The following is a 16,196-nucleotide window of genomic DNA, read 5'->3' on the forward strand; positions in this document are numbered from 1 at the left end:
ATAAACGAATACCTAATATGCCTAAAATTGCCGACAACCCTTTAGTTCTTGTGGATGGTTCTTCTTACCTTTACCGCGCCTATTATTCTCCGCCTCATTTGACTAACTCTAAAGGTGAAGCAACTGGTGCAGTATATGGTGTGATCAACATGCTTCGCAGCCTTTTAAATCAATATAAACCTAGCCAAATGGCAGTTATTTTTGATGCAAAGGGTAAAACATTCCGTAACGACATGTATTCGGAATATAAGGCGCAGCGTCCGCCAATGCCTGATGATCTTCGTAGCCAGATAGCCCCCTTACATAAACTCATTAAAGCCCTAGGATTGCCGCTCGTGTGTATTTCGGGTGTTGAAGCTGATGATGTTATCGGTACGATTGCCACTCAAGCAAGTAAAGAGGGGCGTGCCGTATTAATCAGTACTGGTGATAAAGATATGGCGCAACTGGTTGACGAAAATGTCACCCTGATCAATACCATGACTAATACCATAATGGGACCAGCTGAAGTCACTGAAAAGTTTGGTGTGGGCCCAGAGCTCATTATTGACCTGCTCGCGCTACAGGGTGATAAGGCCGATAATATTCCCGGTCTGCCTGGCGTGGGTGAGAAAACGGCTTTAGCCATGTTAACCGGCGTTGGTTCAGTCGCTAATATTCTAGCGGCACCAGAAAAAATGCCTGCGCTTGGTTTTCGCGGCTCAAAAACAATGCCAGCTAAGATTATTGAGCATGGCGATATGCTCAAGTTAAGTTATGAGCTCGCCACCATTAAGCTCGATGTAGAGCTTGAACAAGACTGGCGCAAGATGGACATTGAGCCAGCAAACAAAGATGAGTTAATTAAGTGCTATGGCGAAATGGAGTTTAAGCGCTGGTTAGCTGAAGTCTTGGATAATAAATCAAGTTCAACAGCAGCAAGCGATAACACTGATGAAGTAGTGGTAAAGCAAGACATCACCGCCGAATATGACACAATTCTAACGGTTGAACAGCTCGATGGCTGGTTAGAAAAGCTTAGTAAAGCAGAGCTTATCGCCATCGATACTGAAACAACCAGCCTCAATTATATGGAAGCTGAACTTGTCGGTATATCCTTTGCCATTGAAGCAGGCAAAGCCGCTTACTTGCCGTTAGCACACGATTATATTGATGCGCCTGAGCAGCTCGATAAAGCAATGGTGTTTGCAAAGTTAACGCCTTTGTTAGAAAACGATGCCATCAAGAAGGTCGGTCAAAACCTCAAGTATGACATCAGCATTTTCGCTAATGCAGGCATCACCTTACGCGGCGTACAGTTCGATACCATGCTTGAGTCATACGTGTTTAACTCTGTAGCCACAAAGCACAACATGGACGACTTAGCCCTTAAGTATCTTGGTCATAAAAACATTAGCTTCGAAGAGATTGCCGGCAAAGGCGTAAAACAGATCACCTTTAACCAAGTTCCACTTGAGGTTGCAGCACCTTACGCAGCTGAAGATGCAGATATTACGCTAAGACTTCATCAACATTTGTGGCCTCGACTAGAAAAGCAGCCTGAGTTAGCCAGTGTCTTTACTGATATTGAGCTGCCGTTAATTGATATTCTATCGACCATTGAGCGCCAAGGTGTGCTTATTGATAGCATGTTGTTAGGGCAGCAAAGTGAAGAGCTCGCCCGAAAAATAGATGAGCTTCAAAGTAAAGCGCATGAGATTGCTGGCCAGCCTTTTAACCTTGCCTCACCGAAACAGCTACAAGAGCTGTTTTTCGAGAAACTCGGCTACCCTATCTTAAAGAAAACGCCTAAAGGTGCGCCTTCAACAGCTGAAGAGGTACTGGTTGAACTCGCATTAGACTACCCTCTGCCAAAGATTATTCTTGAGCATCGTAGCCTGGCAAAACTAAAGAGCACTTATACTGACAAGCTGCCTTTGATGGTTAATGCCAAAACAGGGCGAGTCCACACCAGTTACCATCAAGCCAACGCTGCCACTGGTCGCTTATCGTCTAGTGAGCCAAACTTGCAGAATATTCCGATTAGAACAGAAGAGGGTCGCCGTATTCGCCACGCGTTTATAGCCCCGGCAGGGAAAAAGATTCTCGCAGCCGATTACTCGCAAATCGAACTACGCATCATGGCGCATTTGTCTCAAGATAAAGGCCTGCTGACCGCCTTTGCTGCAGGCAAAGATATTCATAAAGCTACTGCAGCAGAAGTATTCAATGTTGATTTCAGTGAAGTCACCACCGATCAGCGTCGTCGCGCTAAAGCGGTTAACTTTGGTCTAATCTATGGCATGTCAGCTTTTGGCTTAGCCAAACAACTTGATATCCCACGCGCAGAAGCACAGCTTTATATCGACACCTACTTTAAGCGCTATCCAGGTGTGCTGAAGTATATGGAAGAAACGCGCGCCATAGCAGCAGATCTCGGTTATGTGTCGACTCTGTACGGCCGTCGTCTATATTTACCGGCCATTAAGGACCGCAATGCCATGCGCAGACAAGCTGCAGAACGTGCAGCGATTAATGCGCCGATGCAAGGAACAGCTGCCGATATTATTAAGAAAGCCATGATCGATGTTGCCAAATGGATTGAAACGGAGACTCAAGGTGAGATAACCATGATCATGCAAGTGCACGATGAATTGGTATTTGAGGTAGATGCAGCGCAAGCAGAGACACTAAAAGTCAAAGTCTGTCAGTTAATGGCTGCAGCCGCCAAGCTCGATGTCGAATTACTCGCAGAAGCTGGTGTAGGCGACAACTGGGAACAAGCACATTAAGTAACCTAAGCTCAGTTACAGTCATTTTTCAGTTGGTTGTCTCGGCAACCAACTGAAATTATTAGTCTATGCGAGCAAAATCACCAACCCAAGCCCCCTTTAATAACGCCTCCACATTAATCGCTAAATAATTATCCAGTTAAAAGCCTAATATAAACCTATGTTTTTGAATCTGTAATATGAAATATATAGATCAATTAATGTGTTTTTATTGAACAAACCTTGAGATCCTCATCACATTATTGTGTCTTTTTTACAAAAACAGTTTTTCATAATACGGTTAATAGGGTAATATTCTCTGCGTAGGGTACAGAGGTTAAGATGTTCTATCTTTCAGACCTTTTTTAAATTCACTGATTTAAAGTGAATTGCCAAATTATGGCGCCTCAGCAAATCTAATTTGCTGGGGCTTTTTTTCGTCTAAAATTTACTTTAGAGTAATTACTTTAAATCGCTCAAAAAAAGAGTTATCATAGGTTCATTAAGTGCTACCAACTTAGGTTGGTAGGTCTTGAGTCTTGTTGAATTTAGCTTCTCCCCAAAAGAGCTAATTTACGCCGATGGTTTATTCCGTCGGTTTTTTTTTGCTTTCAAATCAACTTATGGCAATTCTAGCCATAAAAAAAACGCCCCTAAATAGGAGCGTTTTAATCAATCAACAACCTCGACGTTACTCGCCATCAGCTTCGTCTGCGGCTTCTACCGCTAACTGTTGCTTCAACCATTCAGGCTTACACCATTCATCCAAAATACCAAGGGCCTTGCTTTTACCTATACCTTTGAGCGATGAGAACGGTTCAACTTTTACCGCATCATCAAAATGACTTAGCTTCTTACGCACTTCATTTACCATCTTCATTCTGTCACTTTGGCCTAACTTATCAGCCTTAGTTAACAGTGCCAAAACTGGAATGTCGCTTTCTACAGCCCACTCGATCATTTGCATATCAAGATCTTTAAGCGGATGGCGAATATCCATCAACACGACCACGCCACCTAAACAATTACGCTTGAGTAAATACTCACCAAGCGCCAGTTGCCATTTTTTCTTGAGCGCCAAAGGGACTTGGGCAAAACCATAACCGGGTAAATCCACTAAACGACGATGCTTATCGAGTTTAAATACGTTGATGAGCTGAGTACGACCAGGCGTTTTACTGGTACGGGCTATCTTCTGCTCCGTTAATAGATTCAACGCACTAGACTTACCCGCGTTCGAACGACCCGCAAAGGCTATCTCTACCCCAACATCACCAGGCAGGTATTCATTTAAGTGTGCGATGTCTGGCGCACTAATTAAAAACTCAGCTTTACGGAAATCGATACGAGATTCACTCACAATTAACTCCAAAATTTTATCAACTAACTTTGTTAAATATCGAAGAGTTGCTTACATTTTCACAATTTCGTGTAAAATATTACCTCGATCACATAAAATACATTTTATCACGCTTGCGGGTCTCCCTAGTAAGCCCATGACAAATATTTTAATAAGAAGTTGGAACGCTATGAAAAAGTTAGCTCTTGCGCTGTCTGTTTTAGTCACAATATCTTCGCCAGTAATGGCTGAAGGTAATGCTGAAGCAGGAAAAACTAAAACCATTGTTTGTTCTGCTTGTCACGGCGTTGACGGCAACAGCATGATAGACATGTACCCTAAACTTGCAGGTCAACAATCGACCTATATCGAAAAGCAACTACATGATTTCCGCAGTGCGGCTAAATCAGGTGGTAAAGAAGGCCGTGCCGATCCAATAATGGGTGGTATGGCAATGATGCTTAGCGATGAAGACATCGCTGATGTCGCTGCATTCTATTCAAGCCAAATAAAGCAAGTGATCGACGTTAAAGACGTTCCTGCTTTAGGTGAACAGCTATACAAGGGTGGTGACTCCGCTCGTGGCGTCACGGCATGTATTGCTTGTCATGGACCTGAAGGCAAAGGCTCTGAAGCTGCTGGCTTCCCTGATCTTAGCGGACAACACGCTAATTATATCAAGATCCAACTAAATAAGTTCCACGATACAAATCGTAACAACGACTTAAATGGCATGATGCAAGACATCGCTAAAAAGCTAAATGCTGACGATATGGACGCATTATCTAAGTATATATCAAGCCTTAAGTAAATATTAGTTAATCCTAAAAGGGCAGCAAAGCTGCCCTTTTTCATTTAACAAGATTAACGTTTACGTAAACTTCCCTTAAAAAACTTACTTGACAGCGATCACAGATTTCGGTTTAATGAGCCCCGTACCGAGATGAACCCAACTGTTAGTACAAAACTTTTAATAATAACTTTCAGATTTCGGTATCTATACATTTAAGATATAAGAATAAATTAACGACATAATAATAATATGATTGAGACCACTCACTAATAATAATAAGAGTAGAGATTTCTGTTTGAAATCCAGGTCGTAAGAATTTTAGTAAGGATTTTGGTTAGGAAGGCCAAAGCGCTATTTAGCATTTACCCTTACGTTCAGAGAAACACGCATAAATAGGAGAATGTTTGTAGGATACAAACATTGGCATAGGAAGCTAATTGCTTAGGATGCACTCGCTGGAAGCTTGTTATCACTGGAAGATACTTAGATACAACTAACATGGATGGTTACTTAGGCGTCATTGATAGACGATGAATTGAGATGTGTCATAAAGACCATCTACGGAAACTGTGGTCAGGAAGACAACAGGATTAACAATAAAGTGTCATGAAGACCAAAAACTAAAATAATTGCATGGAAAGCAATCAAAAAATAAGATGGATATTGACCGGGATCGTCACTAGCAAGTATGGATACTTGAAATAAGAATTGGTGCTAATTGCACTTTTATAGGCGACAGTTTATCTGTCGCCTTTTTTATTGCTCAAAAAAGCCGATTCACTGTATTCCATTCAAATTTCCTCGCGTTACAGTCAAACAACTTCGAAATACAGGGTTCACTATGTTGAGCAGGCCTGGATTCAAGCTCGATAATGGCCCCAGGATTAACGACTTTCCGTCCGTGACTGTCTTCATGAAATAGCCGTTCTGGATATTCAAATTTAAAATCTTTGCTTATCGATAAAGAATACAAGAGCAGATGACTTCTCGCCTTGCTCTTCGAGAGCCCCTTAGGAACACTGCACTGCCTTATCCGGCTATCTTACTAGCGCTCTGAAACAAGCATTTTAAAGTCACTTGGGTATATAGCCATTCTACTTGAAGGTGCTCGTTTCAGAGGCAGTGTGCGAGTTCAATTCTAGACGCATTAATATAGAAATGGTTATTCCCTTTTAAGTTAATGCAACAACAAAGTGGGCTTGCACAACGCCTTCTACGATCGGGATGCTTTTATATAAAGAGTGGGGGTTACTCAACATTATTGATTTTATCAAGGGAGCGACCATTACTTGTAATCAATGCTTTGATTAAACCTCATTAAACTCCCACTGATTCCTGCATCTTCAGGGAGAACGGGTATATACTGGCTAAAGACCCTTTAAAAATTGGTTTATATCTTGCTATCAATTCATACTCTTAGTTCGCCATTTAGCGTAGCACCACGTTTTTATCAGTCTCTTTCGGTTTCAATATCTTTAATGCATTAATTTGAGAGGGAGTCGTTTTATGCGTCGATGCCCGTTGTGCTTGAGTAGCAATAGCCAACTATTCTATGAAAATAAAAAGCGCAGTTTATATCGTTGTCACCAATGTGAACTCGTATTTGCTGACGCCAACTCGCATTTGCCACCCAATGCCGAACGACAAAAGTATCGCCTCGCTAACAACAAACACAAATTACTCTCACAATTCCTGTTTGATTTAGTGTCTCAATGCGAAACAAGCGGACAATCATTACTCGGTCTTAATTTCGGCAGAACCTTAGATCCCAAGAGCTTGCAAAGGGTGACAGAGCGTGGCCATATAATTAATCAATATGACCCTAGCCTAGCACCTTGGAATAGACAGCTAAAACAGCAATACGATTTCATCTGCTGTTATCGTGTTTTTGAGCATTTCAGGTTTCCCTACAAAGAGTGGAGACTACTGTGTGAGTTAGTCAAACCTGGCGGCTGGATTGCGATTAATACGCCATTACTGACCGATCTCGACGGATTTGATAAATGGCACCACAAAAATAACATCACCCACGTTAGCTTCTATCAACAACAAAGTTTCAAATATCTGGCTAATAATGCCGGTTTTAAGCTATTATTTGCGGCAAACGATCTCATTCTGGTGCAAAAACCATCAGGATCTGGTATAACACGCGGCCAAACTTCAATTGTTGATAGAGATTATTAGTTTTGTCGGCAGCAGAGTCATTTAAGTTAACGAGATAAGCAAATCATGTCCCGTAGTAAGAAATCGCGTAAGAGCAACGAGAATGCTCCAAAATTAGCCCCAAGAACTAAGAAAAATGATCGTGTTCTTGGAGGTAAGAAACAAATTGCCGGCAATAAAGCGGGAAGTCGTCATAACGCTTCAATGATTGAAAGCCAAGCGAACGGTGGCAGCGCTAAAAACAGCGATCCACGTCACGGCAGTAAAAAGCCTATTCAGCTTAATATCGTTAAAGAGCAGAAGGTAGAAAGCAAGCCAAAAGGGCCTAAACTATCTGATGATGAAAAACTATTAAAGCTAGAAGAGAATCCGAGACTCAATGGTCTATTGGATATGCTTGAGGAGGGTAAAAACCTAACTCCAGATGATCAAAAGTGGTTAAATAAGCAATTAACCCAAATTGAAACTCTGTTAGATAAACTCGGTATTACCGAAGAAGAAGAGCTACCTCAGCCTAAGACTAAACCGAAGAAAGCCGTCAGCGATGACGACCTCTTCGACAAGTTTGAATCTGGTGCAGATCTGCTTAAAGATTTCCAACAGAAAGACTAGTCCTTAGAGACACAGCTCCTATATGGCATCTTAATTGATGCCATATTTTTATCTGACACTCTCACTTCCCGACTGTAACAGGATTTAGCATGACAACAGTTCTTATCGTTATTGGCTTTTTTATTATCGTTGCACTAACGACTTATGCAACTTACCTGCTGATGCGTATACGTAAGCAGAATCAAGCTAAAATCAAGCAGCAACAAGAACAGGCTGCAACGGCAAAAGCAAAGTCAGAAGAGTTACTCGATAGTGTACGTTACATAGCAGCAGCGATGATCGAGGAGCGTTGTGAGCTATCAGAAGGGGTAATGCGTATCGCTAAGTTATTTAACTTAGTTGGTATGTCAGAGTTAGTCAGCGAACAGTATCCTGCAACATTCAAGCATTTTGAAGTCATCAAAGAGCACCCAATTAAAGAAAGTCGCACTGCACTGTCCAAAAAACAGCGGATGAAACTGGATTTTGCTCGAATACAATCAGAGGGTGAGCTAGAGAGTGAAATCTTAAAAGAAGCTAAACTACTTAGTCAATTTAACGCCTCCGCACTGCATTAATCACCCGCTACAACTATGGTTATAGCTTGTACTATGGCTATATTGGATCTCTACCCAGATCTCAGTTATAGAAGATTTTATTAATATAGGGTGAGTCTGTGCACAAAATCTACTTAACAGCGCAGACATAAACTCCAAATTCAGCGATATTCTATCGCTCTTTGTTACCCACATTTCAAATTTACAACATGGATCAAAGTTATTGCACAAATAACGATGCATACTTCACATGTTGCTAAATTACTATACATCGGAGGATACGCCTTGAAGCAGCCCACCCAAATTAGCTGGGATCAGTCAATGATCGAGAAGTACAACTATAGCGGCCCACGTTATACCTCTTATCCAACGGCGCTTGAGTTCGATGATTCGTTTACCGAAGATAAATTGCTGACCTCCATTAAAAACAGCAAGAGTGATAAGCTTTCTCTTTATATCCATATCCCTTTTTGCGCCAAGCTTTGTTACTACTGTGGCTGCAATAAAGTCATCACTCGTCATCAGCATAAAGCCGATCAGTATCTTGAGTATCTTGCGAAAGAGATAATTAAACGCGCGCCGTTATTTAAAAACTATTTAGTCACACAAATTCATTGGGGTGGCGGTACGCCGACATTCCTTACTCCTGAGCAAATTCTAACGCTGTCAGCACTTGTTAAAGCAAACTTTAATGTTGCTGAAGTCGGTGAATACTCGATTGAAGTTGACCCACGTGAAATAGAGCTATCGATGCTCGACACGCTAAAAGAAGCGGGCTTTAACCGCATCTCTATCGGTGTTCAGGATTTCAATAAAAAGGTTCAAATTGCTGTCAATCGCGAACAAGACGAGCAGTTTATTTTTGACCTGATGGCACGCGCTAAAGAACTTGGCTTTGTTTCTACAAACATTGATCTTATCTACGGCTTGCCACATCAAACTCCAGAGACATTTGCTGAAACAATGCAACGTGTTCTCGATCTTGATCCGGACCGTTTGTCTGTCTTTAACTATGCTCACCTGCCATCACGTTTTGCAGCGCAACGTAAGATTAAAGATGAAGACTTAGCGTCTCCACAGCAAAAGCTAGATATGCTGCATCAAACAATCGAAACCTTAACCGGTGCAGGTTACCAATATATCGGTATGGATCACTTTGCTAAACCTGATGATGAGCTTTCAATTTTACAAAATGAAGGCCGCTTGCACCGTAACTTCCAAGGTTATACCACTCAAGAAGAGTGTGACCTACTTGGTTTAGGTGTCTCATCTATCAGCCAAATTGGTGATTGTTATGCTCAGAACCAAAAAGATGTTCGCCCTTACTTCGAATCTATCGATGCTAATGGTCACGCACTTTGGAAAGGTTGTGGCTTAAACCGCGATGACGAGATTCGTCGCGTCGTTATTAAGCAGCTTATCTGTCACTTCGAGCTTGATATGGCCTTGATAGAAGAAAAGCTGAATATCAACTTTGAAGAGTACTTTGTAGAAGACTTAAAACTGCTACAGACATTCATTGATGATGAGTTAGTCGACATTACTGACAGAAAGATCACCATCAGCCCAACAGGCCGTTTGTTGATCCGTAATATCTGTATCTGCTTTGATGTTTACTACCGTGAAAAAGCAAGACAGCAACAATTCTCGCGTGTTATCTAATTAAGATGCACACATAAAAAACCGGCATTAGCCGGTTTTTTTATGTCTCGAACAAACCGATTATGTATTAGCTGCGTATAATGTAAAGTGTTCATCCTCTGAGATAAAGCCACCTCAACACCCTTTACATTGCAAACGAGTAAACTCTACATCACCAAGTCCGCCTTCGTTTTAGCGTGTTTGCGCCCATTCCCTCGTAATGACATTTCTCTTTTACTTTAAAATCGGTTTCATCGAGTTCCCCAATGAGCTCAACCGAATAAATTGGTGATCCAAGCAGCTCAGTAAAAAGAGCACCTAGAATCTCAGCTCTAGGCACTCCCTTTCTAGTGAACCTTCAGCTATGGCGTCACGACGTTAAACCAAAAATTGAAGTCATCTAACATGCCGAGAAACTCTTTAAACTGCTTTTGGTCACCGCTGATGTTCACCGAACCATTCTTAATTGCTTCATCGAAGCTGAGCTCTTTGAGCTGGATACTATTCATGGTTTTCATGCTCATCACCAAGGCTACATCGGGTTTTTCAACTTGGTTCTGACTATGGTGCAGCACAGCGTTCTCTAAAGTGAGTGTGTACTGACTTTGGAGGTCCGTAAAATCAATATTAATATTAAGTAATTTACCTTCAGCTTTACTCGAATCAAGTCTTACCGCTAAGAAATCAAACAGCATTGCTGGCGTCATTGCACGTATGGTATCTGGTGTTGCTGTTTGAGTACCTCCTGCTGATGGTACACCGTTTCGTAACTCATAAGCCCCCTGTAGATACACTGAGCGCCAAGGACCAGATTCAGCCTGATAGCCAAGTTGCTCAAAAGCATCAGCTAACAACTCTTTCGCGGGTTGGCTCTTAGCGTTGGCAAATACGGCATGCTTCATCACTTCGGCGACCCAGCGATATTCTCCTTTATCAAATGAGGCTTGAGCTTTCTTAATCACTGCCGCTTCGCCTCCCATAAACGCCATATACTTTTTAGCGACCATCTCGGGCGGTAGGTTGTTGAGGTTAGATGGATTACCGTTATACCACCCCATATATCTTTGATATACAGCCCGACTGTTATGACGCAAGGTGCCGTAATAGCCCCGAGTCGCCCAGTTCTGTTCAAGCTCTGCAGGTAGGGTAATCATCTCGGAGATCTCTTCCCCCGTATAACCTTGGTTCATCATACGAACAGATTGGTCATGGGTAAATTTGTAGATATCACGTTGTTTTTTAAAGTAGGGAATAATGTTTTCGCTATCCCATAGCGGCCAGTGATGACTCTGGAATTTCACTTTTGCTTGGTCACCCCACGTGTCTATAGTTTCATCAAGAAAGCTTGACCAAATCAATGCATCCCGCACTTGAGCCCCACGCAAGGTCAAAATATTGTGCATGGTATTGGTGGTATTTTCCGCCATCCATAGTGCTTTCATGTCAGGGAACCAGGTATTCATTTCCGCGGGCGCCTCACTACCTGGTGTGAGTTGAAACTCCATGTTTACCCCATCAATATTGAGTTTCTCACCTGTTTTAGTGATCTCATGACTAGGTAATAATAAGCCAGCGAGGCCGGTTGAAACCGTCATACCTAGGCCGCCATTGACGCCGCCTTTAGCATTACGAGGTAGCATGGCACCGTACATATAGACGGCACGACGCCCCATAGCATTACCAGCAATTACATTTTCGGAGACCGCATGTTCGGTAAAGTGCTCGGGGGAGATCACTTGAACTTTTCCGGACGCGACCTCTTCAGCAGTCGCAATACCCGTTGCACCGCCGTAGTGATCAATATGGCTATGGCTATAGACGATAGCAACAACGGGACGTTCCCCTAGTTGCTTATTGATGAAATCGAGAGCCGCTTTTGCGGTCTCTGGTGAGATCAGTGGATCGAAGACAATCCAGCCTGTTTTACCCTTAATAAAAGTGATATTAGTTAGATCAAAGCCACGAATTTGATAAATGTTCTCGGTGACTTCAAAGAGGCCATGTTGGATCACGAGTTGCGAGTTACGCCACAAACTGGGGTTAACGGTATCAGGTGAATCTTTATCGATACTGATATAGGTTTTGTATTGCTCTAGATCCCAGACGACATTGCCCTGTGCATCTTTAATCGTGACAGTATCTGGCTTGGCGATAAAGCCACGCTGCGCATTTTTAAAATCTTGCCTATCGCTGAAGGGAAGGGCTTTGAGTACTGCGGCATTTTCATTTTTGGTAAATTCTGAGGCAGGTTTTGACTGAGTTGCAGCCATAGTTGAGTGAGGTAAAATCAGAGAAAATGCTATTAACAAGGCAAGCTTAGATCTATTCATTACAATTCCTTTTATAACTGAGAACTATCAACATCCAGATTCCTAACCTAGTCGGTATTAGTCGAATGAGCAATAGTTGAACCACAATATGAAAGACCTACCTATGCCGCGAGTAACTGTCACAGTAATGGTAACCGGCGACTAATACAGCTACGAAAGCGATACCCACAGCCAAGAACAAGGCTAAGTCATTGTTTTTTACCTTAATTAAGATGTAAAGCAGAGATTAAGTGACGTCACATGTTAAGGTGAAAAATCACGACGTAGACATATTCGCAGAGCTTTTTCTGTCGCATAGCGTATTTTGACACCTTGGTTTAAGGGAGATAATACGGTCCTGTCACAGATAGATAAAACGTATATCAACATTAAGTACCTATGGCTTTACTATTGTCTAGCTGTCGATAAATACGCTTTATAATTAATGTGTTGAACAAAAACATCTCATTAACATTGTCGAATATAACCATCAAAAATAAAAGAAATGATACATCAATATTCAGAATGAAAATCTTGGGAAGAAACTGAATAGTACTTGCTGGCGGTGCACTTAACTCATGCAGATAGACATCGCTAAAGGCATAGGTCCATAGGGAAACTTGTATCATTCAGCCTCCTAGTTATATCAGAGGAGTCTGTTTTCATCGTTTATTGTGGTTTAGAGTCAGTTTGCGACAAAGCCCTTTAACTTATCGGCGTGACCTTTTACGCCGCGATCGGCATAATCAAAGTCAGAATAAAAATAAATCCATAACAAAAACGGATATAACATGTACAAATACTTGCTCCCCTCCATTTTAGTCATCAGTCTCAGCGCCTGCCAAACTCTCTCTATTGCTCCGACCTCTCAAACAACAACCGTTGCAACATCAGCAAAACAATCGATAAATGCACAACTGCAAATAGCAATCGACCAGGCATGGCAGATATCATTAGATGAAAGTCCTAGTTTGGCATATTCATTGGGCGATCTATTCGCAGCAGGAAAGCTGCAAGATCTATCGCCAACAGCCCTAGGCTCACTAAATCAACGTCGTGTTACGTTGTTAAGTGAAATAAAAGCACTTAATAGAGCGGAGTTGAGTGCCGATGATGTTATCAACGCCAAAATTTTACAAGACCAATTGCAAAATAGCGTTGACCTATATCGCTATAAAGACCACTACATCCCTTTGTCAGCCGAGAGCGGCTTTCATGCATATATAGCCTCAATCGCCAATGGTCGCTTTGCAAAAATAGAAGATTATCAAAATTATATTAGCCAGCTGAAAGCATTGCCGACTTACTTTTCACAGCAAACCTACTGGTTAAAGCAAGGACTTGCATCTGGGATCACACCAGCCAAAGTAACCCTAAATGGATTCGAAACCAGCATTAGTGCCTTTATTGTACCAGTGGAAGAAAGCGGCTATTTTAAGCCTTTCACTGAATACCCAGCGTATTTCAGTGACGCTGAAAAGATAGCGTTAACCAACCAAGGTTTAGAACTAGTAGAGAACACTGTTTTACCTCAATACCAAGCTTTTTATGACTTCATGGTTAATGAATATATTCCAAATGCACGTACTGATATTGCGGCTTCAAAACTGCCTAATGGTAAAGAGTTTTACGAAAACCGAGTTCGTTACTACACCACACTGGACATGACATCAGATGAAGTGCACCAACTAGGCTTAAGCGAAGTTAAGCGTATTCGAGCAGAAATGCAGCAAATCATTGACGAGGTTGGATTTGAAGGCAGCTTTGCTGATTTCCTCCACTTTCTAAGAACAGATCCGCAGTTTTACCCTAAAACAGCAGAAGAACTTCTAAAAGAAGCGGCCTACATCGCAAAAAAGGCAGATGCTATGCTGCCCAAGTACTTCGGTAAACTACCGCGTCAGCCATACGGTATTGCCCCAGTGCCAGCTGAAATAGCCCCTAAATACACCACGGGCAGATACTCCGGCTCCAACCGAGATGATGAACCAGGCTACTATTGGGTCAACACCTATGCGCTCGATAAACGACCACTGTATGAAATGGAAGCTTTAACATTACACGAAGCAGTACCGGGGCATCACCTACAGATATCATTAAATCGAGAGCTAACAGAACTACCCAGTTTTCGCCGTTATGGTTATATCTCAGCATTTGGTGAAGGTTGGGGTCTCTACTCTGAGTATCTAGGGCTTGAAGCTGGATTCTATCAAGATCCTTACAGTAATTTTGGTCGACTTACCTATGAAATGTGGCGAGCAGCAAGACTTGTCGTCGATACGGGTATGCACGCAAAAGGGTGGAGTCGTCAGCAAGCAATCGACTTTATGGCAAGTAACACCGCCTTATCACTCCATAACGTGACTACAGAGATCGACCGCTACATCTCGTGGCCTGGCCAAGCTCTATCTTACAAAATAGGGGAGTTAACCATTAAGCGTTTACGCGCCCAAGCGGAGCAAGAACTAGGCGAAAACTTCGATATCAGGGCATTTCACGATGCTGTGTTAGCCAATGGTTCTGTTCCTATGTCGATTCTTGAGCAGCAAATTAACGACTTTATAGAGCAACAACAAGCCGCGCTCTAACCGGGTCCAATAAAATGGTCGCTATATGCGACCATTTTATTATCCACTAGACCCCCTTATAGCAAAGGGAGTTTGTTACACTGCAAATATCTTTATCCAATAGAATACAACCATGCCAAATGCTGCTGAACCTGCCATATCACTAAGCTCTGTCTGTACCTTTTCATCTGAGCATCATCTAAGCAGCCCCGAGCAAGCTGCATTTTGGCAGCAGGTAACACAAGCAAGTTTTAAAACCAAAGATGGTATATCACTCGCTTATGCATCGGTTATTCAACAAAATAGCAAAGGCACCATAGTACTAAGTAGTGGACGAGTCGAATCCTACTTAAAGTATAAAGAGCTCATGTTCGATCTTTACCGCCAAGGCTACGACTTGTTTGCTATTGATCATCGTGGCCAAGGACTTTCCAGCAGAACGACCGTAAACCTCCATCAAGGACATATCGACAAGTTCCAGCGTTATGTCGACGATTTCGACGAATTTATATACAACATCGTTAAACCAGTTCAAGAGAGAGACTATTTTCTTGTCGGTCATTCGATGGGGGGAGCCATAGGCACTTTGTATTTAGCTCAGCATCCAGGTGTGTTTAAATCAGCTGTATTTTCAGCCCCAATGTACGGTATAAAACTCCCGCTACCGAAGCGCTTCATTCGTAAACTAGCATCGCTGTTAGATAATCATAGTAACCAAAATCCAAACTATGTATTGGGCGGCAAAGATTATCATGCCGATCCATTTGAAAAGAACGACCTAACCAATAGCAAACTGCGTTATGACGACTATAGAGATCTCTATCAACAGCAACCTAAACTACAGTTAGGCTCACCAACAAACCGTTGGTTAGTAGAATCTATCGATGCTGGAGAGAGTGCGATAAAAGCAGCTCAAAATATCAATATTCCCTTATTAATACTTCAGGCAGAAGAAGACACCATTGTGTCTAATGCAGCTCAGAAACGCGCAAGTACGGGCTTTTGTAAGTTAATCAAAATCCCCTATGCACGGCATGAGATCTTTATGGAGCGTGATACAGCTAGAAACACAGCACTCACGGCTTTACTTAACTTTATACAAGTTTAAAACTCCATCTTCAGCAAACTACTACCTATAAAATAGCCCGTTGCGTTAGCAACGGGCTGTTCACTCTCTTTCGAGACCCATCTTAGAAAGAGTGGCGCCTGAAAATGTTCGATTCGCACCTGGCTAATATCGGCCACAACACGATTATGCCGATGCTATTGCCCTGCATTCAGTCGTTCCGTCAATTCATCAACTTAACAACACTCAAATCACAGACGTAAAAAAGCCCGTTGCGTTAACAACGGGCTATTCACTCTCTTTCGAGACCCATCTTAGAAAGAGTGGCGCCCGCTCGCACCTGGCTAATATCGGCCACAACACGATTATGCCGATGCTATTGCCCCTGCATTCTGTCGTTCCGCCAATTCAGCAATTCAG

General features: G+C 42.3%; 11 protein-coding genes. 8 read left to right on the top strand and 3 right to left on the bottom strand.

What is annotated here, in order from left to right; translation table 11 throughout:
• Positions 1 to 17: 17 nt before the first annotated feature.
• Positions 18 to 2,771, top strand: a complete 2,754-nt coding sequence (gene polA, locus CXF86_RS21370) for a DNA polymerase I (protein ID WP_102039972.1) — start codon at positions 18 to 20, stop codon at positions 2,769 to 2,771.
• 670 nt (positions 2,772 to 3,441) lie between these two features.
• Here polA and yihA read toward each other — a convergent pair.
• Positions 3,442 to 4,110, bottom strand: coding sequence for a ribosome biogenesis GTP-binding protein YihA/YsxC (gene yihA, locus CXF86_RS21375; protein ID WP_101090153.1), 669 nt, complete (start codon positions 4,108 to 4,110; stop codon positions 3,442 to 3,444).
• 169 nt (positions 4,111 to 4,279) lie between these two features.
• Between yihA and CXF86_RS21380 the strand changes: the two genes are divergently transcribed.
• The 5 genes from CXF86_RS21380 to hemN all read left to right on the top strand — a co-directional run bounded on the left by CXF86_RS21380 (position 4,280) and on the right by hemN (position 9,855).
• Positions 4,280 to 4,900 (top strand): c-type cytochrome, encoded by a 621-nt coding sequence (locus tag CXF86_RS21380; protein WP_101090154.1) that lies wholly within the window; start codon positions 4,280 to 4,282, stop codon positions 4,898 to 4,900.
• Positions 4,901 to 6,388: 1,488 nt separating this feature from the next.
• Entirely contained in the window at positions 6,389 to 7,066 is a 678-nt protein-coding gene (locus CXF86_RS21385) for a class I SAM-dependent methyltransferase (RefSeq protein WP_101090155.1), read from the top strand.
• 45 nt (positions 7,067 to 7,111) lie between these two features.
• Positions 7,112 to 7,657, top strand: coding sequence for a Der GTPase-activating protein YihI (gene yihI, locus CXF86_RS21390; protein WP_101090156.1), 546 nt, complete (start codon positions 7,112 to 7,114; stop codon positions 7,655 to 7,657).
• A gap of 89 nt (positions 7,658 to 7,746) precedes the next feature.
• Positions 7,747 to 8,214, top strand: a complete 468-nt coding sequence (locus CXF86_RS21395; RefSeq protein WP_102039973.1) for a DUF2489 domain-containing protein — start codon at positions 7,747 to 7,749, stop codon at positions 8,212 to 8,214.
• Positions 8,215 to 8,478: 264 nt separating this feature from the next.
• Positions 8,479 to 9,855 carry an oxygen-independent coproporphyrinogen III oxidase gene (gene hemN, locus CXF86_RS21400; protein ID WP_101090170.1) on the top strand — a complete coding sequence of 459 codons (1,377 nt, stop codon included), beginning with the start codon at positions 8,479 to 8,481 and terminating at the stop codon, positions 9,853 to 9,855.
• Positions 9,856 to 10,196: 341 nt separating this feature from the next.
• On the opposite strand, the gene CXF86_RS21405 is transcribed toward hemN, so the two are convergent.
• Together CXF86_RS21405 and CXF86_RS21410 are read right to left on the bottom strand one after the other, a co-directional pair.
• Positions 10,197 to 12,164 carry an alkyl/aryl-sulfatase gene (locus CXF86_RS21405; protein ID WP_102039974.1) on the bottom strand — a complete coding sequence of 656 codons (1,968 nt, stop codon included), beginning with the start codon at positions 12,162 to 12,164 and terminating at the stop codon, positions 10,197 to 10,199.
• 368 nt (positions 12,165 to 12,532) lie between these two features.
• Complete coding sequence (locus tag CXF86_RS21410) at positions 12,533 to 12,772, bottom strand: hypothetical protein (RefSeq protein WP_102039975.1); 240 nt, start codon at positions 12,770 to 12,772, stop codon at positions 12,533 to 12,535.
• Positions 12,773 to 12,934: 162 nt separating this feature from the next.
• Between CXF86_RS21410 and CXF86_RS21415 the strand changes: the two genes are divergently transcribed.
• Entirely contained in the window at positions 12,935 to 14,731 is a 1,797-nt protein-coding gene (locus CXF86_RS21415) for a DUF885 domain-containing protein (protein WP_102039976.1), read from the top strand.
• 112 nt (positions 14,732 to 14,843) lie between these two features.
• Complete coding sequence (locus CXF86_RS21420; protein WP_101090160.1) at positions 14,844 to 15,818, top strand: alpha/beta fold hydrolase; 975 nt, start codon at positions 14,844 to 14,846, stop codon at positions 15,816 to 15,818.
• Positions 15,819 to 16,196 lie beyond the last annotated feature (378 nt).

This window comes from Shewanella sp. GutCb (assembly GCF_002836135.1).
Taxonomy (GTDB): Bacteria; Pseudomonadota; Gammaproteobacteria; order Enterobacterales; family Shewanellaceae; genus Shewanella.